The sequence below is a fragment of the Rubrobacter tropicus genome (genome assembly GCF_011492945.1).
Taxonomy (GTDB): domain Bacteria; phylum Actinomycetota; class Rubrobacteria; order Rubrobacterales; family Rubrobacteraceae; genus Rubrobacter_D; species Rubrobacter_D tropicus.
This window is the reverse complement of the sequence record NZ_CP045119.1, coordinates 3,646,704-3,666,864: the sequence shown is the minus strand read 5'-3', so window position 1 is coordinate 3,666,864 and position 20,161 is coordinate 3,646,704. Positions and strand designations below refer to the sequence as shown.

Sequence of the window (20,161 nt, the reverse complement as noted above, 5' to 3'; positions counted from 1 at the left end):
CTATCCAGACCCAATACCATCGGCCCTTCGACCTCAGCAAGTACGTTTCCTTCCTTGATTTCTCACATCGTACCCGATACGCAAGCCCAAAGAAAAGCTAACCGGCCTCCTCTGAGGTGCCCGGCCGACATGTGCGCGCCGCGGGCGAGCGCCTCGACGTCCAGCGGACGGGCGTACTCCCGGTCGATCCGGTCGCGGGCGCGCCGCAGCCACGCGAGGTCGCGCAGGTGGTGCGCCGCGGCGGGTCTGCTGGTCACCTGCGAGATCGTGCCACGTCGCGCCGGAGTGCTCAAGTTCGTTGGCGTGGTGTATCCGGGGTGATCCTTCGTTGCGGCCGGGTCGGGCCGCGATGGCTTGCGGGATCTGCTCGGCGGTCACCTCCCCGGTCGTGGTGCCGAGGGCCCGGGCTCGGGCGAGGACGTCGAGCCCGAGGTAGCGGCGGCCTTCGGCCCATTCGTCGTGCTGCTCGGCCAGGACGGCGCCGACGAGGCGGATGATCGCGTTCCGGTCGGGGAAGGTGCCGACCACGTCGGTGCGGCGGCGGATCTACTCGTTGAGCCGTTCTTTACGTCCGACTCTGGATCATTTAGTCCAGGTTCGAAGCCTGCCCCCTGGTGTGCTTCAGACCGGATAGCTTGTCGCTGATCCTCTTTGGGTTGGCTAGTCTCGGCAATGTCCCAATCTCACCCGTGGCAGGGACCCACAGTCGATCGTATCTTCCGGACCACGACCCGACGGCCTGGACGCCGATGCCTGCGGTGGAGCCGGAGAGTCCCGCGAGGGTGGTCTCTCGGGCGGTTCAGTGTAGGCGGATCACGGTTCGCGACGTCTGCCGCGACCCCAACGCGCCGGACGGGCTTTGTCCGACGGGCCGAGGATTCTTCCGCGTGGCCGGTGCTCGGGCAATCGGGAGGAGCAAAAGTGTAAGATGGCCTACCTGGATTTCTAACGATGCCGGGATGCGCTGGGCACATCCGCGTCCCGCCGAGACACGGGAGACGACCATGACCGCTTCATCGTTTCGCTTGCAGGAAGCCACGATAGACGACATCCACTCCGCGTTCCGGTCGGGGGAGCTTACCTGCCGCGGCCTCGTGGAGCTGTACCTGGCCCGCATCGAGGCCTACGACAAAAACGGGCCCGAACTGAACTCCATCCTCACGGTCAACCCCAACGTGCTGGACGAGGCCGACGAACTCGACAGCTCTTTCGGGCGGAGAGGCGAGTTCGTCGGCCCCCTCCACGGCATTCCCGTGCTGGTCAAGGACCAGGCCGAGACCGCCGGGATCCGGACCACCTTCGGGTCCGTGGCCTTCGAGGACTACGTCCCGGAGGAGGACGCGACCGCGGTGGGGAGGCTAAAGGAGGCGGGGGCCCTGATCCTCGCGAAGACCAACCTCCCGGACTTCGCGACCTCCTGGTTCGCCTACTCCTCGGCCGGAGGCGAGACGAAGAACCCATACGACCTCGACCGGGACCCGGGCGGCTCCAGCGGCGGCACGGGGGCCGCGGTGGCGGCGAACCTCGGGGCCGTGGGGATCGGGGAGGACACGGGCGGGTCCATCCGCGTCCCGTCCTCCTTCGACAACCTGGTCGGGTTCAGGGTCACCACAGGACTTATAAGCCGCAAGGGCATGTCTCCCCTGGTCGTCTTCCAGGACACCGCGGGCCCCATGACCCGCACGGTGAAGGACGCCGCGATCCTGCTCGACGCGCTCGTGGGCTACGACCCTGCAGACCCGTTCACCGCGGCTGCCACGCTCGCCAGGGGCGCGGGAGGGTACGCTGGTGGGCTCTCGGAAGGCGGCTTGAGGGGGGCGAGGGTGGGAGTACTGCGCGAGGCGTTCGGGCCGGACGACGACCCGGACTCCGGCGAGGTGAACAGGGTCGTGGGCGTGGCGATCGAGGCCATGCGGGACGCCGGCGCGGAGGTCGTCGACCCGGTGAGCGTGCCGAATCTGATGGGATTTATCGAGGTCACCTCCCTCTACCTCTCGCAATCCCGCTACGACATAGACGGTTTCCTCTCGACGAGGCCCGGTTCCCACACGGTGGGCGAGCTCTACGACGCCAAGCGTTTCCACCCGCGCCTCGACCTCTTCACGGCCATAGCGGAGGAGGCCCCCGAACACCCCGAAGAAGACCCCAATTACCACAAGGGGCTCGCCGCCAGGGAGGAGTTCCGAAGGGCCATCTTGGGCGTGATGGCCTCGCACAACCTCGACGCCATCCTCTTCCCGAACTCCCAGGTGCTCCCGCCAACGAGGAAAGAGCTCGACGACTGGAAGTGGACCGTGCTCACGTTTCCGACCAACGCCCTCATAGCGGCGCAGGCGGACTTGCCGTCCGTCTCGTTGCCGGCCGGCTTCTCCGAAGGGGGCGTGCCCGTCGGATTCGAGTTGGTCGGGAAGCCCTACGGAGAGGCGGACCTGCTCGGGCTCGCGCACTCCTACGAAAAGGCGGCGGACCCGCGCAGATCCCCAGATAGCGTACCCCCGCTCCCCGACGAACCCCGGTAAGCTGCCCAACGAGCGCGCAGAGGACCTCTAGCCGCGCCCTGGCACCTGTTGTCAGGCGTATTTCGGGTTCCCCGTGTCCCGCCATCGAGGGATCTTTGCACCCTACATCGCAGCGGCGGCAAACTAAACGGGCCGTAGGGACACGAGGAAGGGGCAGGTCGGTTGTCTCGTGCCGCGCCGCCCACGCCCTCGTACGGGATCTATTCCCTTCGGGCGAGACCCGGCTGTCGGCCGACGTTCGTGGCGACCTTCTTTGGGGTGGTGTACGATCTTCTGGCCGGGCTTTCCGGCGACGAGAGGAGATCTACTGGTCGAGTCAACGAATGGCGACGGTGGCCCCTGCGGTAGTGCCGCCCGGCACGGGCGTCTCGTTCGTTTTTCTTCCCGGGTCGAGGCGGCGGTCCGGGTTCGCTGATGGGCTGGCAGCTCTCCCCGTACTTCTACCTCCTGGTCGCGTCTGGCGTCTTTTCGGCCGCGCTGGCAGGGTACGTCTGGACTCGCCGCGGGGCGCCGGGCGCGCGGACCCTGGCGGTCCTCATGGCCGGCGTGTCGGTGTGGGCTTTGGGGTACGCGCTGGAGTCGGGCGCTCCGGACGTGGGCGCGAAAATCTTCTGGGCGAAGGTCCAGTATTTCGGGATCTCGACGGTGCCGCTGGCGTGGCTGGCTTTCTGCGTCCGGTACACGGGGCGGGAGGGGTGGCTGACCCGCGGTAACCTGGCGCTGCTGGCCGTCGTTCCCCTCGTCACCCTCGCGCTCGTGTGGACGAACGGGGCGCACAACCTGGTCTGGGCGTCCACGGCGTCCGACCTTTCCCGGGCTTTTCCCGCCCTCGCTTTCGAGTATGGCCCCTGGTTCTACGTGTACTGGATTTTCTCTCAGATCCTCATCCTGGCCGGGACCGTTTTTCTGCTCCCCGCGCTCGCCCGCTCGCTGCGGCTCTACAGGAGGCAGGGCGTGGCGCTGCTGGTGGCCGCGGCGATACCTTGGGTGGGGAACGTGGTCTACGTCCTTGGGCTAATACCGGTCCCCGGGCTCGACCCGACGCCCTTCGCCTTCTTGCTCGGCGGGGGGGCGCTGGTTATCGGGCTGTTCGGCTTCAGGTTGCTCGACCTGGTCCCCGTGGCGCGGGGAACGTCGTCGAGGGGATGGGCGACGGCGTGATCGTGGCCGACCCGCAAGACCGCGTCGTGGACGTGAACCCCGCGGCCGAGAACATCCTCGGCCGCCCGGCTTCCGAGGCCGTCGGGATGACGCTCGCCCGGCTCGCCCCGCCTGGAAGGCCGCCTTCGAGGAACACCGGAGGGCGGGGGGCGTGGTCCGGCAAGAGGTCAGGGGCAACGAAGAACCGGAGGCCCGCGACTACGAGCTGACGATCTCCCCCGTGGTGGATAGGAAGGGCCGCCGCAAGGGCCGGCTCGTCCTGCTGCGCGACGTGACCGACCGGAAGCGGGCCGAGGAGGAGCGGGCGCGGAGGATGGCGGAGCTGGCGCGCTCGAACGCGGAACTCGAGCAGTTCGCCCACTCCGTCTCCCACGACCTGAGGGCGCCCCTCAGGAGCATCGACGGGTTCTCCAGGATCCTGCAGGAAGACCACGCCGGCGGCCTCGACGCCGAGGGCCTGGACCACCTCCGCCGCGTCCGGGCCTCGGCCCAGCGCATGGGCCTGCTCATAGACGCCCTGCTCGACCTCTCCCGGGTAACGAGGGTCGAGATGCGCCGGACGAACGTGGACCTCTCGGCCCTCGCCGCAGAGGTGGCCGGCGAACTCCGGCGGCGCGACCCGGAGAGGAACGCGAGCTTCGAGATACGGGAAGGCCTGACCGCCGACGGCGACGCGAGGCTGCTGCGGGTGGTCGTCGAGAACCTGCTCGGAAACGCCTGGAAGTTCACCTCCAGGGAGCCCGCGGCGAAGATAGAGTTCGGCGCCGAACTCCACGAGGGCGTCACCGTCTTTTTCGTGCGCGACGACGGGGTCGGGTTCGACCCGCGCTACGCCGGCGCGCTCTTCGGACCCTTCCAGAGGCTCCACGCCGAAGACGAGTTCGAGGGAACCGGCATAGGCCTCGCCACGGTCGCCCGCATCGTCCACCGCCACGGCGGCAAGACCTGGGCGGAGGGCGAGCCGGGGAAGGGCGCCGCCTTCTTCTTCACGCTCTGGAGCGTTTAGCCGCCGGCTCTCTGGTCCAGACCGTCTGGGTGCGCCCGGTCCGGGCTTCCGTCGGAGGCCGGTGGAACGTACCATGGCGGAAGGTAAAGGACGGATTTCCCGGGCGGATGGGGCAGACGGGAAGGGAGCGGGATGGGGTCTAGATCACGGCGTAGCCGGATCGCCGCTGTTGGAGCGTGGACCGCGCCATGATCGGGGCGGTGGCGGCGGTGCTCCTGCTCCTGGCCGTCCTGGTCCTCGTCCCGCTGCGCTTCGCCCGCGCCCTGCGGCGCTCCCTGAAGGACCCGGAGTTCCGCGGGCTCTTCGCGCTGGTGGTCGTCACCCTTCTGGCAGGCACCCTCTTCTACTGGCAAATCGAGGGCTGGAGCCTGCTGGATTCTTTTTACTTCAGTTCGATCACCCTCACCACCGTCGGCTACGGCGACTTCGCCCCCGAGACCGCCGCCGGCAAGCTCTTCACCGTCTTCTACCTCTTTACCGGCATCGGCCTCATAGTCGCCTTCCTGAACGCCGTCGCCCACGCCACCGTCGAACAACGCTCCGAACGTAAAGGCCGCCCAGACCGCCGCCCCACGCCCCCCGAAGAAGAACGCAAGGAAGAGTAACCCCCCAACCAAACCCGTGACGTCCTACCTCGCAATCACCCCGCGTCTCCAAAGTTTTTCTTGTGCCTCTTGACACACGAGAACGAGGTCTATATATTAACGTCATAATGTCTTTACATTAGTGGTGTAAGGATGGGGAAGGGACTCTATGGTTGACGCGTTGGATGGGGTTAGGCTGGATCACGGCAGCCCCGTGCCGCTTTACCACCAGGCGGCGCAGGTTCTGGAGGCGGCCATCGAGGATGGCCGGTTGGCGCGGGGGAGCAAGCTCGAGGGTGAGGTCGAGCTTGCCACGCGGTTGGGGATCAGCCGCCCCACGATGCGCGCGGCGCTGAAGCAGCTAGTGGATAAGGGCCTGCTCGTCCGGCGGCGGGGTATCGGGACCATGGTGGCGCCCAGGCCCGTGCGGCGGTCGGTCGCCCTCACCAGCCTGTTCGATGACCTCAAAGAGGCCGGCAGGGAGCCGCGGACGCGGTTGCTCTCGCTGGAAAGGGTCCCCTGCCCGCCGGACGTGGCCGAGCATCTGGGGCTGGAGCCCGGCGCCCCCGTGGTGCGGTTCGACAGGCTACGGGTCGCGGGGTCCGACCCCATCGCGCTCATGCACAACGTGGTGCCGGACGGGCTGGTGGAGATCCGGGAAGAAGACCTGGAGCGGACCGGGCTCTACGAGCTGTTTCGGAGCGGCGGGGTCGCGCCGAACGTCGCGACGCAGCGGGTGGGGGCCCGCAAGGCCGGCGCAGAGGAGGCCGAGCTTCTGGAGATGGGACTCGGAGATCCCGTCCTGACGATGACCAGGATCGCCTACGACGCCAACGGGCGGCCCATAGAGTACGGCTCGCACAGCTACCCGGCCGAGTCCTACTGGTTCGAGATGATGCTGGTGGATCTGTAAGGAAAGGCTATCCGGGTGGGGACCCGGCTGCCGCGAAGCGCAAACGTTCGCCGGTCAGGCGGCCTTGGAAAGGGGAAGCGTGGCAAGAGAGATAGGCATAGGGACGATCAGCCTGGGTTGGATGGGCACGCTGCACACGCGGGCGTACCGGCGTCTGCTCGACCACTACCCGGAATGCGAGTTGCGGCCGAGGCTCGTCGTCGCGGCAGACACGGTCGAAGACCGGGCGCGCGACGCGGCGGACCGCCTCGGGTACGAGGGCTGGACCACCGACTGGCGGGAGGTCATCGAGCACCCCGAGGTCGAGGCGGTGAGCATCGCGGCGCCGAACTACCTGCACAAAGAGGTCGCCGTCGCGGCGGCGCGGGCCGGGAAGCACATCTGGTTGGAGAAGCCGTGCGGGAGGTATCCGTCCGAGACTTACGATATCGGGGAGGCCGTTGAAGAGGCCGGGGTCGTCAGCATGATCGGGCTGATGTACCGCCACGTTCCGGTCGTCGAGTACGCCAGGGAGCTCATCGCGGCGGGGGAGCTCGGGGAGATCACGCACTACAGGGGCTACTTCCTGGCCGACTACGCAGCCGACCCGAACGGCGCCCTGACCTGGCGCTACAAGCTCGACGGCGCGGGGCTAGGGGTGCTCGGGGACATCATGCCCCACTCGGTCGACATGGCCCAGAACCTCCTCGGCCCCATCGAGAGCGTCTCGGCCCAGCGGGAGACGTTTATCCGGCAGAGGCCGGAGGTGCCCGAGGGCATGGGCACGGGCCACTTCGTCGTCGAGGGCGGCGACATGGGGGAAGTCGAGAACGAGGACTACGTGGGCGGCCTCCTCCGGTTCGAGAGCGGCGTCCGCGGGACCATCGAGAACAGCAGGACCTGCGTAGGCCCCCACGTCCGGATGAGCTTCGAGGTGAACGGCACGCGCGGCGCCCTCTCCTGGGACTTCCAGCGCCTCAACGAACTGCAGTTGTACAGGACGGACGGAACCGGAGATAGGGGTTACCGCAAGGTCCACGCCGCACCCGGCATGGGAGATTTCGACAGGTTCCAGCCGGGGGCCGGGATCTCGATGGGCTACGACGACCTGAAGGTCGCCGAGGCCGAGCGGTTCCTCTCCTCCATAGCCGACGGCCGTCAGAGGCCGGCGAGCATCCGCGACATCGTCTCGACCATGCGGGTCGTCGACGCGATGGACCGCTCTTGTAATACGGGCCGCTGGGAGAAGGTCGAGGAGCCAAAACCCGCAAGAGCGCCCGACCCGCGCGTCGCGACCGGCGAGCGCAGGATGGGGGGCGACGAATGAGCGGGCCCGACCTCGTCTGTATCGGCCGCACGAGCGTCGACCTCTACGCCGAGCAGGACGGCTCCAAGCTCGAAGACGTCCAGTCCTTCCGCAAGTACGTCGGCGGGAGCGCCACGAACATAGCCGTCGGCACGGCCAGGCTCGGGGTGAGGAGCGCCATGCTCACCCGCGTCGGGGACGAGCAGATGGGGCGCTTCGTGAGGAAGACCCTCGCCGAGAACGGGGTGGACACGAGCCAGGTCAGGCCCGACCCGGAGAAGCTCACCCCCTACGTCCTGCTCGCCGTCCGCGCGATAGACGACTTCCCGAGGCTCTTCGCCTACGGCGACGCGGCCGACCTTGCCATAGAAGAAGAGGACGTGGACCCGGAGTTTATAGCCTCGTCCAAGGCGCTCCTGATCACGGGCACGCCCCTCTCCCGCCCGGGCGCCAGGGCGGCCTCCGTAAAAGCCGTAGAGGCGGCGCGGCGGGGCGGAACGCAGGTAGTCTTCGACCTGGACTACCGGCCCGTCTTCTGGGGCGTCGCCCCCCACGAGCAGGGCGGCGAGATGTTCGTCGCGAGCGAAGAGGTGACCGAGGTCTACCGCTCCGCGCTGCCCGACTGCGACCTCGTCGTGGGGACCGAAGAGGAGGTAAGGATAGCCGGCGGTTCGACCGACACCCGCGAGGCGCTCCTGAACATCCGCGGCCTCTCCGGGGCGACCATCGTCCTCAAGGTGGGAGCGATGGGGGCCATAGTCTTCCCCGGCGACATACCGGATGACGTCGAAAACGGGGTGCGGGTGCCCGGCTTCCCGGTCGAGGTCTTCAACTCCGTCGGGGCGGGCGACGCGTTCATGAGCGGTTTCCTGAGCGGCTGGCTGCGCGAGGAGCCGCTGGAGGAGTGCCTGCGGCTCGGGAACGCCTGCGGCGCCATCGTCGTCTCCAGGCACGGGTGCTCCCCGGCGATGGCCACGACGGAGGAGCTGGAGTACTTCCTGGCGCTGGATGAGAAACCCAGGCGGTTGCGGGACGACGGGTGGCTGGAGCACCTGCACCGGGCCACGACCCGCAACGACCCGGAGGAGTTGCGGATTCTGGCCGTGGACCACCGCTGGCAGCTCGAGGAGCTGGCCGACGAGCTCGGGGTGGAGCGCGGGCGGTTGCGCGAGTTGAAGGTGCTGCTCGGGCGGGCGTTCCGGCGGGTGGCCGGGGACGACGAGGCGGCCGGCGTCCTGATCGACGACGTCTACGGGGGCGAGGCGCTGGAGGAACTCACGGGGAGCGGGGCCTGGATCTCGCGCGCCGTCGAGGTGGCGAAGAGCCGGCCCGTCGAGTTCGTCGGCGGCCCGAACGTCGCGGCCACCCTTCGCGCCTGGCCCGAGGAGCACGTCGTCAAGTGCAACCTGTACATGCACCCGGGGGACGACGGAGAGATACAGAAGGTCCAGGAAGAGAGGGTCCTACAACTCTACGACGCCTGCCTGGTCAACGACCGGCGGCTGCTGCTCGAGGTCCAGCCCGCGCCCGGGACGAGCTACGACGGGGAGAGCGTGGCGGGTTTGATCGGCAGGTTCTACGAGATCGGGGTGCGTCCCGAGTGGTGGAAGATCCCACCAAACCCCGACCCGGCGGTGTGGGCCAGGATCGGGAGCGTGGTCCGCGAGCACGACCCGTACTGCGCGGGCCTGCTCGTCCTCGGCCAGGCGATGGAAGAGGAGAAGCTCGCCGAGAGCTTCGCCGCCGCGGCCTCCGAGCCCCTGTGCCGCGGCTTCGCCATCGGGCGCTCGATTTACGGCGAGCCAGCACGACGCTGGCTGGCCGGCGAGATGGACGACGAGGGGCTCATGTCCTCCGTGGCCGAGAGGTACGGGCGCATGAACGCGCTCTGGCAGAACAGGAACGAGCAACACGCCCGGCAGGGCGCGGCGGGCTAAAGGCCCCGCCAGGCAAACGTATCGAGGAGGAGAACAAGGTGGAGAACAACGGGAAGCGTGGTAGCGACGGCAGGATCCCCGTCGGCGTGGTCGGGACGGGCGGCATGGGCGGTATGCACGCCCACTGCCTGCATCGGAAGGTGGCCGGGGCGCGCGTGGCGGCCGTCTCCGACGTCGACGCGGATAGAGCCGGAAAGGTCGCCAGGGAGTGCGGGGGCGCGGCCGTGTTTGGTGACGCGGTCGAGATGATCCGGGACGAGCGGGTAGAGGCCGTCGTTATAGCCTCCCCCGACCCGACGCACGCCGAACTGGTCCTCGAATGCCTGCGCCTCGGAAAGCCGGTCCTGTGCGAGAAGCCGCTCGCGACGAGCCCGGAGGAGGCGCTCGGGATCGTGGAGGCCGAGGTGGAGGCCGGCCAAAAGCTCGTGCAGGTCGGTTTTATGCGCCGCTACGACCCGCAGCACGTGGACGTCAAGAACGTCGCGGCCTCGGGAGATATCGGGGAGCCGGTGCTCTTTAAGGGGTGGCACAGGAACGCCCAGATACCGCCCGGCGTGGACTCGGAGTGGGTAGTCATAAACGCCGCCATCCACGACCTCGACTCGGCCCGCTGGATGCTGGACGCCGAGGTAGAGGAGGTCTTCGTCCGCGGCCTGAACACGACCGGGTCCCCTGAGGGCGAGTTCGACCTGCAACTTATACAGCTCACCTTCGCCGATGGTCGCCTCGCCACGATAGAGGTCAACGTGGACGCGGGCTTCGGCTACGAGGTCGGCGTCGAGGTGGTCGGCGTGAACGGCACGGCCCACACGGCGCCCCCGTCTGGCGCCACGGTGCGCCTAAACCGGGGTTTCACCCAGAAGGTCGACGGCGACTGGCTGGACCGGTTCGAGCCGGCCTACACCATCGAGCTTCAGGAGTGGGTCGAGTCCATAGACGGCGGAAGGCCGCCCACGCCGGACGCCTGGGACGGCTACGCCTCGCTCGTTGTAGCCGGGGCGTGCATAGCGTCCATACGGTCCGGGAACCCCGAGGGCGTCGCGGTGCCCGAGAAGCCGGCGCTCTACGAGAAAGAAGGGTCGGTGGCCCGGTGAGCGCAGAGCGTATCGCGGGCGCCCCGGTCTCGTGGGGGGTTATCGAGATCCCGGACTGGGGCTACCAGATGCCAGCAGACAGGGTGCTGAAAGAGGCGTCCTCGCTCGGCCTGAAGGCCGTCGAAGCGGGCCCCGAGGAGCTGCTGCCGTCCGACCCCTCCGAAGTCTCGGACCTGCTGGCCGGGTACGGCCTGGGTCTCGTCGGCGGGTTCGTGCCGGCTGTGCTGCACGAACCCGCCAGGCGCGGGGAGGAGCTGGCGCTCGTCGAGAGGCGGGCCGCGTTCTTCGCCGCCGCCGGGGCCGACGTGGTCGTGCTGGCCGCGATGCCGGCCTCCGACGACTTCGGGCCGTTCGTCGAGCTTGGCGAGGACTCGTGGCGGGAGCTTTTCGAATCGCTGAAATCCGTTGAGGAGATCTGCGCCCGGCACGGCATCTCCGTCTCGCTGCACCACCATTATGGGACCGTCATTGAAAGCGACGAACAGGTCAAGCGCTTTTTGGATGGCTCGGAGATGGGGCTTTGTCTGGACACGGGGCACCTCGTCATCGGGGGGAGCGATCCCGTCGAGATCGCGGACCTCGCGGGCCCGAGGGTCAACCACGTCCACCTCAAAGACGTGGACCTGGAAGTGGCGGGGAGGCTCGCCGCGCGGGAACTCAGCTTCAAGGAAGCGGCCGGGAAGAACGCCTTCAGGCCCCTGGGTGAGGGCGACGTGGACGTCGAGGGTCTTCTGGACCGGCTCGAAGACTCGGGCTATTCGGGCTGGTACGTGCTGGAGCAGGACTCCGTGGTCGAGGCCGAGCCGCCGGAGGGCGAAGGCCCCGTCGCCGAGGTGCGCAAGAGCCTGGATTACCTGGGCGGGAAGTTGTGAGCGCAGACCGAGAGGAGGCCCGATGACGGTTCGGTTGACGATGGCCCAGGCGCTGGTCCGCTTCCTGGCGGGCCAGTACGTAGAGCGCGATGGCGAGGAACGGCGCTTCTTCGCCGGATGCTTCGGCATCTTCGGGCACGGCAACGTCGCGGGCATCGGCCAGGCGCTCCTGGAGTACGAGGACGACCTCACCTACTACCAGTCGCGCAACGAGCAGGCGATGGTCCACACCGCCACCGCCTACGCCCGCCAGAAGAACCGCCTCCAGGCCTTTGCCTGCACCTCATCCATAGGACCGGGTGCTACGAACATGGTCACCGGGGCGGCCCTGGCCACGATAAACCGGCTTCCCGTCCTGCTGCTGCCCGGGGACGTCTTCGCCTCGCGCGGGCCTGACCCGGTGCTGCAGCAACTGGAGGCGCCGCACGACGGGGACCAGTCGGTCAACGACGCCTTCCGTCCCGTGTCGAAGTACTGGGACAGGATCAACCGCCCGGAGCAGATCATCCCGGCGGCCCTGGCCGCCATGCGCGTCCTCACGAACCCGGCCGAGACGGGCGCCGTGACCCTCTCCCTGCCCCAGGACGTCCAGGCGGAGGCCTACGACTATCCCGAAGAATTCTTCCAGAAGCGCGTCTGGCGCGTGACGCGCCCGGTGCCCGACGCCGCGGAGCTCGAGCGGGCGGCGGACCTGATCCGCGCCTCCACGCGGCCCATGATCGTCTCGGGCGGCGGCACGATCTACTCCGAAGCCACAGAAGCCCTGCGCGGTTTCGTCGAACGTACGGGCATCCCGGTCGGCGAGACCCAGGCCGGCAAGGGCTCGATGCCCTACGACCACCCGCTCGCCCTCGGGGCCGTTGGCGCGACGGGGACCTTCGCCGCGAACCGGGCCGCCCGAGGAGCGGACCTGGTCATCGGGGTTGGGACTCGCTGGAGCGACTTCACGACCGCCTCCAAGACCGCCTTCCAGAACCCGGACGTGCGCTTCGTCAACGTGAACGTCGCCGACCTCGACGCGGTGAAGCACGCCGGCGTCGGGCTCGTCGGGGACGCGAGGGCAACGCTGGAAGCCCTCGACGTTGCCCTGGCCGGTTACGAGGTGGAGGCGGCGTATCGGGAGGAGAGCGGGAAGGCAAGCGCGGAGTGGGACGCGGAGGTTCAGCGGCTGTATACGCTGGAGCATGAGCCTTTGCCGGCGCAGAGCGCGGTGATCGGGGCCGTCAACTCGTTCTCGGAGCCCGAGGACGTGGTCGTCTGCGCGGCGGGTTCCATGCCCGGTGACCTTCACAAGCTCTGGCGGACGCGGGACCCGAAGGGGTACCACGTCGAGTACGGGTACTCTTGCATGGGGTACGAGATCTCGGGCGGCCTCGGCATCAAGATGGCCGCGCCCGAGCGCGAGGTCTACGTAATGGTCGGCGACGGCTCGTACCTGATGATGAGCGCCGAGATCATCACCTCCGTCCAGGAGGATCACAAACTAACGATAGTCCTCGTGGACAACTCGGGCTTTGCCTCAATCGGCGCCCTCTCCCGGTCCGTCGGCACGAAAGGCTTCGGCACCCAGTACAGGTACAGAAAGAACGGCTCCATAGGCCTGGATACCGAGGAGAGCCCGGGCGAAACGCTGCCCGTTGACCTCGCGACCAACGCCGAGAGCCTCGGGGCCCACGTCATCCGGGCGAAGAGCGTCGGCGACCTCAAAGGCGCCCTGTCCGAGGCCAAGGGTGTAAACCGGACGGTGGTCATCCACATCCCGGTGGACCGGTACGAGGGGGTCCCCGACTATGAGTCGTTCTGGGACGTGCCCGTTGCCGAGGTTTCGGAGATGGAGACGGTGAAGGCGGCGCGTGAGGAGTACGCGCGCAACAGGCGGGCGGAGCGCCGTTACCTGTGATGGAGGCATCGGGTTTCAAGCATCAGGAAGGGGTTGAGAGGGTGTCAGATCTCATCGTGAAGAGCAAGGACGAACCGGACGAGCAGGGGAGCGTTGTAAGGGTAACTCCTGAATCGGCCGGCTGGGAGTACGTCGGCTTCGAGGTGCTGAAGCTCGCCGCCGGAGAGACCGTGGAACGCCGCACCGGCGGGGAGGAGGTCTGCCTGGTTCCGGTCTCGGGCACCTGCTCGGTCTCTTCGGACTCCGGCGGGTGGGAGTTCGGGGGACGGGAAGGCCCGTTCGACGGTCCGCCCCACGCCCTGTATCTGCCGCCCGGCGTTGACTACCGGGTGGAGGCCACGAGCGGGCTCGAGCTTGCGGTCTGTACCGCGCCCGCCGAGAGGGGCGTCGAGCCATTCCTGGTGCGGCCCGAGGAGATCGAGGCGGAGATGCGCGGCTCGGGGAACATGGAGCGCGAGGTGCGGCCCATCCTCATGGCCGAAAGGGAGGTCGAACGCCTGCTCGTGGTCGAGGTCCTCACCCCGAACGGGCACTGGTCGAGCTACCCGCCGCACAAGCACGACAGGGACGCCCCGCCCGACGAGACCTACCTCGAAGAGACCTACTACCACCGAATACGGCCGCAGAGGGGCTTCGCCGTCCAACGGGTCTACACAGACGACCGTTCGCTGGACGAGACGCTCGCCGTCCGCGACGGGGACGTCGTGCTCGTCCCGAAGGGCTACCACCCGGTCTCGGCGCCTCCGGGCTACGACCTCTACTACCTGAACGTGATGGCCGGACCAATACGCGAGTGGAAGTTCAAGAACGACCCCGACCACGAGTGGCTCTTCTAGCCACGCAAGACCGAGGAGAGACGATGCAGAAGACGCGCAGGCAGGTCCGCAACTTTATAGGCGGAGAATGGGTCGAAGGAAACGGCCGCGAGACCGAACCCGTCTACGACCCGGCCACCGGCGAGACGATAGCCGAGACCCCCCTCTCCACGAAAGAGGATGTCGACCGGGCCGTCAAGGCAGCCGGGGCGGCGTTCGCCGACTGGTCGAAGACACCGGTGGTTCAGCGCATCCAGGTGCTCTTTCGGTACAAGATGCTGCTGGAGGAGCACTTCGAGGAGTTGCGGGACCTCGTGACCCTTGAGAACGGCAAGGACGCCAAGGACGCCGGAGGCGAGGTCCGCCGGGGCATAGAGGTCGTCGAGTTCGCCTGCGGGATGCCTAGCCTGCTTATGGGAGAGTCCGTCAGGGACGTGGCGAGGGGCATAGACAACGTCTCCCACCGGTTCCCGCTCGGGGTGGTCGCCGCGATCACGCCCTTCAACTTCCCTTGCATGATCCCGCTATGGACCATGCCCGTCGCCATCGGGGCGGGGAACACTTATATCTTGAAGCCTTCGGAGCGGACCCCGCTAACCTCGCAGCGCCTGGTCGAGCTTCTGATCGAGGCCGGCCTGCCGGAGGGCGTGGTGAACATCGTCAACGGCGCCCACGACGCGGTGAACGGAATACTGGAGCACCCGGGTATCGAGGCCGTCTCCTTCGTGGGGAGCCAGCCCGTCGCCGAGCACGTCTACCGCCACGGCGCCGCGCACGGAAAGCGGGTTCAGGCCCTGGCCGGCGCCAAGAACTCCATGATAGTGATGCCAGACGCGGTTCTTGAGAAGGCCGTGCCGAACATAGTCTCCAGCGCTTATGGGAATGCAGGCGAGCGGTGCCTCGCGGGGAGCGTGCTGGTGGCCGTCGGCGAGGCGGGGGACCGGGTAGTCGAGGCGGTAAAGGAGGCCGCCGAGAAGATGAAGGTCGGGCCGGGGTACGAAGAAGGTTCTGAACTGACGCCCTTGATACGGGACTCCCACCGGGATAGGGTCAAAGACTACGTGGACCTCGGCGAGAGCGAGGGTGCGACTGTCGCGCTCGACGGCCGCGAACCACCGCTCGAAGACGGCTTCTTCTTCGGTCCCACCATCCTCGACAACATCACCGAAAACATGCGGGTAGCCCGGGAGGAGATCTTCGGCCCCGTCCTCTCGGTGGTCAGGGTGGAGAGCCTAAAGGAGGCGGTGGATTTCACGAACGGCTCCTCGTTCGGCAACGCCTGTTCGATCTACACGGAGAACGGCGCGGCGGTTCGCTACTGGCGGGAGAACGTCGAAGCCGGGATGCTCGGGGTGAACGTAGGGGTCGCGGCGCCGATGGCGTTCTTCCCGTTCAACGGGATAAAGAACTCTTTCTACGGGGATCTGCACGCCACGGGCAAAGACGGGGTGAGGTTCTTCACCGAGAACAAGGTGGAGATCGCCCGCTTCCTCTCGGAGCCCGAGACCGCCGAGGCCGTAAAGATGCCCACCGAGGCCGGTCCATGATGCAGAGATAGGCCCAAACGCAAAGTCAGGGGCGCCCGCGCCCCCGGTGGTGGGGACCACCGGACTCAGCCGGCGCGGGCGAAACATATGGGAGAGGAGAACGTCGAACAGTATGAGGGCCGAACAGCTCACCATAAACTCGCAGTGTACTTTCCACTGGAACCTCGAAGAGGCGTTGGACGCCTACGCCGCCGCAGGATTCCGTAACGTCGAGCCGCACCTGAACCTCGTCAAGGAATGGCTGGGGGACGGCCACACGGTGGACGAGACGCGGGAGCTCTTCGCGTCGCGGGGCCTCGCCGTCGTCGCCAGTTCGCAGTTGGAGGTTGCGTGCTTCGGCTCGCCCGACGCGCGCATCTCCAACCTGAAGGCGAACGCCGAGAACGTCGGGCTCATACGGGAGCTCGGTGCCGACAAGATGATCGTCGGCACCGACGGCCCCGAGCGGAACTCCGTCGAGGCCCTGGACGCCGTGGCCCGCGCGATGCACAACCTGGCCGAGTTCACCGACGACCTCGGCGTGGACATCGCAATCGAGTTCAACTGGTCGCCGCTCGTCAAGAGCCTCGGAAGCGCCATTCGGGTCGCCGAGATCGCCGACCATCCAAGAGTAGGCGTCCTCTTCGACACGGCCCACTACCACGTCACGCCCACCAAGCTCTCGGACGTAAACGAGGGATCGGTCAAGTGGATCAAGCACGTCCACCTCAACGACATGCCCGACACACCGGCAGACCTTACCCATCGTGACGATGACCGGGTGCTGCCGGGAGAGGGCGTGCTCGACCTGACGGGGACCATCGGCACCCTCGAACGGAATGGTTACGACGGCTACTTCTCCATCGAGATGTTCAGCAAGGACCTCTGGCAACTGCCGACCAAAGAGGCGGCGCGGCGTTGCTACGAGAGCCTCTTGCCGCTGTGCGAGCGGGAGGGGTGAGGGGTCGTGCCTAGCGGGTTTGCCGGACGGGCTGTTATCCGGGTGCGGAGGAGGTGGGGCCTGGCGCTTACGGCCCATCTGTGACCGTGGGCTTTACCCGGGGCGGCCCTACCTGACGCCGCCAGTAGCCCACTCGAAAGAAAGGTAACCTTCATGTCCCAATCACCACCCGTAGAGGGCACGACGACCACGACGACGACCATGCCGCCGGATACCCCTGGGCCGCACAGCAAGCGGCTCGGCCTCGTGGCCGTGATCGCCACGTTCGGCGGCCTGCTCTTCGGCTACGACACAGGAGTCATCAACGGCGCGCTGACGCCCATGCAGGAGGGCCTCGGCCTCACGCCGTTCAGGACTGGCGTCGTCGCGGCCATCCTGCTGCTGGGTGCTGCGGTGGGGGCCGCCATCGGGGGCAGGCTCTCCGACTACCAGGGGCGGCGCAAAAACATCATCCTGCTCGCCGTCATCTTCTTTGTGGGTACGATGGGCTGCGTCCTCGCGCCCAACTACGGGGTGCTTGCGTTCTTCCGGTTCGTGCTCGGGCTCGCGGTCGGCGGCGCGTCGGTGACGGTTCCGGTGTACCTCGCTGAGATCTCCCCGGCCGAGAGGCGCGGCGGGTTGGTTACGCGCAACGAGCTAATGATCGTCTCCGGCCAGTTCGCGGCGTTCGCGATCAACGCGATCATCTTCAACATCTGGGGCGAGCAGCCGAGCGTGTGGCGCTACATGCTCCTCGTCGCGGCGCTCCCGGCCATAGCCCTGTTCGTCGGGATGCTCAGGATGCCAGAGAGCCCGCGCTGGCTCGTCTCCAAGGGGCGCGACCAGGACGCGCTCGGCGTGCTGCGGCAGGTCAGGTCGCCCGAGCGGGCCGAGGCCGAGCTTGCCGAAGTTCACGCGCTCGCCGAGGAGGAGCGGGCGTCGCAGACGGGGGGCTGGGCCGACCTTGCGGTGCCCTGGATCCGGCGCCTGCTCTTCATAGGCATCGGGCTCGCCATCGTGCAGCAGCTGACCGGGATCAACTCGGTCATGTACTACGGTACCGAGCTCTTGCAGGAGGCCGGGTTCTCGGACAACGCGGCGATCATACTCAACATCCTCAACGGCGTCTTCTCCATCTCGGGCCTCCTCGTCGGCCTGGCGCTTATGAACCGCGTGAACCGGCGCCCGATGCTCCTGTTCGGTTTTATAGGGACGACTACGGCGCACTTGCTGATCGGCGTCTCCTCCCTGGTTTTGCCCGAGGGCCTTCTGCGGGCGTACATGATCCTGTTCTTCGTCATAGCGTTCGTCTTCATCATGCAGGGCACGATAGGGCCCCTCGTCTGGCTGATGCTGGCCGAGATCTTCCCGCTCGAGATGCGCGGCTTCGCCATCGGCCTCTCGGTCTTCTTGCTCTGGATCACGAACTTCTTCGTCGGCCTGTTCTTCCCCTCGCTGGTCGCCGGCATAGGCATCTCGTACACGTTCTTCCTGTTCGCCGCCGTCGGTGTCGTCTCCATCCTCTTCGTGAAGACGATGGTCCCCGAAACCCGCGGACGCTCCCTCGAACAACTCGAAGAGGACTTCCGCACGCACGGCGACCCCGTCGAGGCAACCACGTAAGACGCAACTAAAGTAGTCCTCTGCTAATCGAGGATTCTCGGGAACCGGGCCGCATCGGTCCGGTTCCCGTTCGAGAGAGGCGGCCCAGGCTGAGAACCGAACAACTCGCCATCCACTCGCTGACCACGAAACACCGCAACCTCGAAGAAGCGCTGGAGGCATATTCCACCGCCGGTTTCCGTTACGTGGAACCCTACCTGCCACTAGTCAAAGCCTGGCTCGAGGACGGCCACACGGTCGAAGAGACGCGGGCGCTTCTTGATTCTCTCGGGCTCCGGATCATCGCCAGTTCGGAACTGGCGGTCGAGTGCTTCCACGCCTCCGACGTGCTTCTTCCCAACCTCAGGGCAAACGCCGAGAACGTCCGGCTGATAAGCGAGCTTGGCGGAAGCGCCATGATCGTCCACACCGACGGCCCCGAGCTGGTGACCCCCGAAAGCCTCGACCCAATAGCCCGCGCCCTGGTCGACCTCGCCGAGGCCACGGAAGAGACGGACGTGGACATCGCCGTGGAGTTCAACGCCTCGCCCGTCGTCAGGAGCTTGCAGAGTGGCGTGCGGGTGGCAGAGATCGCGGACCATCCAAGAGTAGGCGTCCTCTTCGACACGGCCCACTACCACGTGACGCCCACCAAGCTCTCGGACATAAACAGCGATTCCGTCAAGTGGGTCAAGCACGTCCACCTCAACGACATGCCAAACACGCCCGCCGACCTGACCCACCGCGACTTCGACAGGGTCCTCCCCGGCGAGGGCGTGTTGGACCTGGCAGGGATCATCTCGGCGCTCGAACGGAACGGCTACGGCGGCTTCTTCGCGATAGAGCTGTTCAACGCGGGCCTCTGGCAACTGCCGACCAAAGAGGCGGCGCGGCGTTGCTACGAGAGCCTGCTACCGCTTTGTGAAGGATAAGGATTCGAACGTGGGAGGTCTCTGATGAGAATAGCCGTGCTTGGGGCCGGTCGTATCGGTTCGTTCCGGGCCAGGGTGTTGGGCGGGTTGCCCGAGGTTGACGAGATCTTCATAGGCAACCGGACGGGCGGGCGGGCGGAAGAGTTGGCCCGGGAGGTGGGCGGGACGGCTGGAACTATAGATGAAGCCATCGACTCCGAGCCCGACGCGGTCTTCGTGTCGCTGGCGACGGGGCTTCACGCGGAGGCGTTGCACCGTTGCATAGACGCAGGTTTGCCCATCTTCTGCGAAAAGCCGATAGCCTTGACGCTGCGGGATACGGCTGCGGTGATCGAGCACGCCGAGAGGGGGGGCAACGTGCTCCAGATCGCCTTCCAGCGCCGCCTCGACCCGGATTATCTACGAGCTTATCAGGCGGTAAGAGACGGGACCCTGGGGACCCTCTACAGCCTCAGGATCACGGCCCACGACGCCGAGCCCGCCCCGGAGGAATTCATAGAACTCAGCGGCGGGACCTACCGTGACCTGCACATCCACGACTTCGACCTGGCGCGCTGGCTGACCGGTCTCGACGTGGATCAGGTCTACGCCACGGGAAGCGTCAGGGGCTTCGACCGCTACGCGAAGTTCGGCGACGTGGACAACGCGGCCATCCTTATGACCATGTCCGACGGCCTGCCCGTGATCGTCACCGGCACCCGCCACAACGCCCGCGGCCACGACTTCCGCCTGGAGGTCTTCGGCTCGGAAGACAGCCTCTCCGTTGGGGACAACAGCCTGAGCCAGCCCCGCCCCGTGGAGCCGGACGAGGTTCCTCCGACCAGGGGCCCGTACAGGGACTTCATGGAGAGGTTCGGGGACAGCCTCAGGGAAGAGACCAAAGCGTTCATAGGGGTGATGAAGGGCGAACGCGAAAACCCGTCGCCCCCCGCCGCGGCGATGGAGGCCTTGAGGGTCGCGGTCGCCTGCGAGGTGTCGCGTACGGAGGGGAGGCCCGTAAAGGTCGCCGAGATAGAAGGAGATCCGCCAGATCTAACCTAAATCGGGCCGCCTTCGGTGAGGGGTTGTACCGGTC

At 67.1% G+C, this 20,161-nt stretch carries 17 protein-coding genes and 2 pseudogenes; 17 read left to right on the top strand and 2 right to left on the bottom strand.

The features are described from left to right. Positions 1-92: 92 nt before the first annotated feature. Positions 93-257, bottom strand: a pseudogene (locus GBA63_RS18400) (AraC family transcriptional regulator); the annotation flags it as partial. Positions 258-366: 109 nt separating this feature from the next. Beyond that, a pseudogene (locus tag GBA63_RS18395) lies at positions 367-546 on the bottom strand (transposase); the annotation flags it as partial. A 458-nt stretch (positions 547-1,004) separates the two neighbouring features. Between GBA63_RS18395 and GBA63_RS18390 the strand changes: the two are divergent. The 17 genes from GBA63_RS18390 (at position 1,005) to GBA63_RS18310 (ending at position 20,127) form a co-directional block, all read left to right on the top strand. Next, positions 1,005-2,519 carry an amidase gene (locus GBA63_RS18390; RefSeq protein ID WP_166178437.1) on the top strand — a complete coding sequence of 505 codons (1,515 nt, stop codon included), beginning with the start codon at positions 1,005-1,007 and terminating at the stop codon, positions 2,517-2,519. A gap of 414 nt (positions 2,520-2,933) precedes the next feature. Beyond that, on the top strand, positions 2,934-3,680 hold the full coding sequence (locus GBA63_RS18385) for a histidine kinase N-terminal 7TM domain-containing protein (RefSeq protein WP_166178435.1): 747 nt from the start codon (positions 2,934-2,936) through the stop codon (positions 3,678-3,680). Further along, the gene (locus GBA63_RS18380; RefSeq protein WP_166178433.1) at positions 3,665-3,889 is read left to right on the top strand and encodes a PAS domain-containing protein; all 225 of its coding nucleotides are present in this window, start codon (positions 3,665-3,667) and stop codon (positions 3,887-3,889) included. Before GBA63_RS18385 ends, GBA63_RS18380 begins: the two co-directional genes overlap by 16 nt. Further along, positions 3,832-4,686, top strand: coding sequence for a sensor histidine kinase (locus tag GBA63_RS18375; protein WP_207956904.1), 855 nt, complete (start codon positions 3,832-3,834; stop codon positions 4,684-4,686). Before GBA63_RS18380 ends, GBA63_RS18375 begins: the two co-directional genes overlap by 58 nt. Positions 4,687-4,862: 176 nt before the next feature. Continuing rightward, the gene (locus GBA63_RS18370; RefSeq protein WP_207956903.1) at positions 4,863-5,291 is read left to right on the top strand and encodes a potassium channel family protein; all 429 of its coding nucleotides are present in this window, start codon (positions 4,863-4,865) and stop codon (positions 5,289-5,291) included. Between the two features lie 148 nt (positions 5,292-5,439). Continuing rightward, positions 5,440-6,183 carry a GntR family transcriptional regulator gene (locus GBA63_RS18365; protein ID WP_166178431.1) on the top strand — a complete coding sequence of 248 codons (744 nt, stop codon included), beginning with the start codon at positions 5,440-5,442 and terminating at the stop codon, positions 6,181-6,183. A gap of 79 nt (positions 6,184-6,262) precedes the next feature. Beyond that, a complete protein-coding gene (locus GBA63_RS18360; protein ID WP_166178429.1) occupies positions 6,263-7,489 on the top strand; it encodes a Gfo/Idh/MocA family protein in 1,227 nt (408 codons plus the stop codon). Then, positions 7,486-9,405, top strand: coding sequence for a bifunctional 5-dehydro-2-deoxygluconokinase/5-dehydro-2-deoxyphosphogluconate aldolase (locus GBA63_RS18355; protein WP_166178427.1), 1,920 nt, complete (start codon positions 7,486-7,488; stop codon positions 9,403-9,405). The genes GBA63_RS18360 and GBA63_RS18355 overlap by 4 nt, the downstream gene beginning before the upstream one ends. 38 nt (positions 9,406-9,443) lie before the next feature. Continuing rightward, a complete protein-coding gene (locus GBA63_RS18350; protein ID WP_166178425.1) occupies positions 9,444-10,499 on the top strand; it encodes a Gfo/Idh/MocA family oxidoreductase in 1,056 nt (351 codons plus the stop codon). Next, complete coding sequence (locus GBA63_RS18345) at positions 10,496-11,371, top strand: TIM barrel protein (RefSeq protein ID WP_166178423.1); 876 nt, start codon at positions 10,496-10,498, stop codon at positions 11,369-11,371. The genes GBA63_RS18350 and GBA63_RS18345 overlap by 4 nt, the downstream gene beginning before the upstream one ends. Before the next feature lie 22 nt (positions 11,372-11,393). Beyond that, the gene (gene iolD, locus GBA63_RS18340; protein ID WP_166178421.1) at positions 11,394-13,271 is read left to right on the top strand and encodes a 3D-(3,5/4)-trihydroxycyclohexane-1,2-dione acylhydrolase (decyclizing); all 1,878 of its coding nucleotides are present in this window, start codon (positions 11,394-11,396) and stop codon (positions 13,269-13,271) included. A 41-nt stretch (positions 13,272-13,312) separates the two neighbouring features. Next, a complete protein-coding gene (iolB, locus tag GBA63_RS18335) occupies positions 13,313-14,107 on the top strand; it encodes a 5-deoxy-glucuronate isomerase (RefSeq protein ID WP_166178419.1) in 795 nt (264 codons plus the stop codon). 23 nt (positions 14,108-14,130) lie between these two features. After that, positions 14,131-15,633 (top strand): CoA-acylating methylmalonate-semialdehyde dehydrogenase, encoded by a 1,503-nt coding sequence (locus GBA63_RS18330; RefSeq protein WP_166178417.1) that lies wholly within the window; start codon positions 14,131-14,133, stop codon positions 15,631-15,633. Positions 15,634-15,745: 112 nt separating this feature from the next. Then, positions 15,746-16,573 carry a sugar phosphate isomerase/epimerase family protein gene (locus GBA63_RS18325; protein ID WP_166178415.1) on the top strand — a complete coding sequence of 276 codons (828 nt, stop codon included), beginning with the start codon at positions 15,746-15,748 and terminating at the stop codon, positions 16,571-16,573. Positions 16,574-16,726: 153 nt separating this feature from the next. Further along, positions 16,727-18,175: a sugar porter family MFS transporter gene (locus tag GBA63_RS18320; protein ID WP_166178413.1), complete on the top strand. Its 1,449-nt coding sequence runs from the start codon at positions 16,727-16,729 to the stop codon at positions 18,173-18,175. Positions 18,176-18,228: 53 nt separating this feature from the next. Next, positions 18,229-19,086, top strand: coding sequence for a sugar phosphate isomerase/epimerase family protein (locus GBA63_RS18315; protein WP_323127048.1), 858 nt, complete (start codon positions 18,229-18,231; stop codon positions 19,084-19,086). Between the two features lie 24 nt (positions 19,087-19,110). Continuing rightward, on the top strand, positions 19,111-20,127 hold the full coding sequence (locus GBA63_RS18310) for a Gfo/Idh/MocA family protein (RefSeq protein WP_166178411.1): 1,017 nt from the start codon (positions 19,111-19,113) through the stop codon (positions 20,125-20,127). The last annotated feature ends 34 nt before the right edge of the window (positions 20,128-20,161 follow it).

What these genes read in the sequence shown, in the direction of transcription:
- GBA63_RS18380 (WP_166178433.1), top strand. Translation starts at nt 3,665, where the DNA reads ATGGGCGACGGCGTGATCGTGGCCGACCCGCAAGACCGCGTCGTGGAC.
- GBA63_RS18385 (WP_166178435.1), top strand. Translation starts at nt 2,934, where the DNA reads ATGGGCTGGCAGCTCTCCCCGTACTTCTACCTCCTGGTCGCGTCTGGC.
- iolD (WP_166178421.1), top strand. Translation starts at nt 11,394, where the DNA reads ATGACGGTTCGGTTGACGATGGCCCAGGCGCTGGTCCGCTTCCTGGCG.
- GBA63_RS18325 (WP_166178415.1), top strand. Translation starts at nt 15,746, where the DNA reads ATGAGGGCCGAACAGCTCACCATAAACTCGCAGTGTACTTTCCACTGG.
- GBA63_RS18330 (WP_166178417.1), top strand. Translation starts at nt 14,131, where the DNA reads ATGCAGAAGACGCGCAGGCAGGTCCGCAACTTTATAGGCGGAGAATGG.
- GBA63_RS18320 (WP_166178413.1), top strand. Translation starts at nt 16,727, where the DNA reads ATGTCCCAATCACCACCCGTAGAGGGCACGACGACCACGACGACGACC.
- GBA63_RS18310 (WP_166178411.1), top strand. Translation starts at nt 19,111, where the DNA reads ATGAGAATAGCCGTGCTTGGGGCCGGTCGTATCGGTTCGTTCCGGGCC.
- GBA63_RS18355 (WP_166178427.1), top strand. Translation starts at nt 7,486, where the DNA reads ATGAGCGGGCCCGACCTCGTCTGTATCGGCCGCACGAGCGTCGACCTC.
- GBA63_RS18365 (WP_166178431.1), top strand. Translation starts at nt 5,440, where the DNA reads ATGGTTGACGCGTTGGATGGGGTTAGGCTGGATCACGGCAGCCCCGTG.
- GBA63_RS18390 (WP_166178437.1), top strand. Translation starts at nt 1,005, where the DNA reads ATGACCGCTTCATCGTTTCGCTTGCAGGAAGCCACGATAGACGACATC.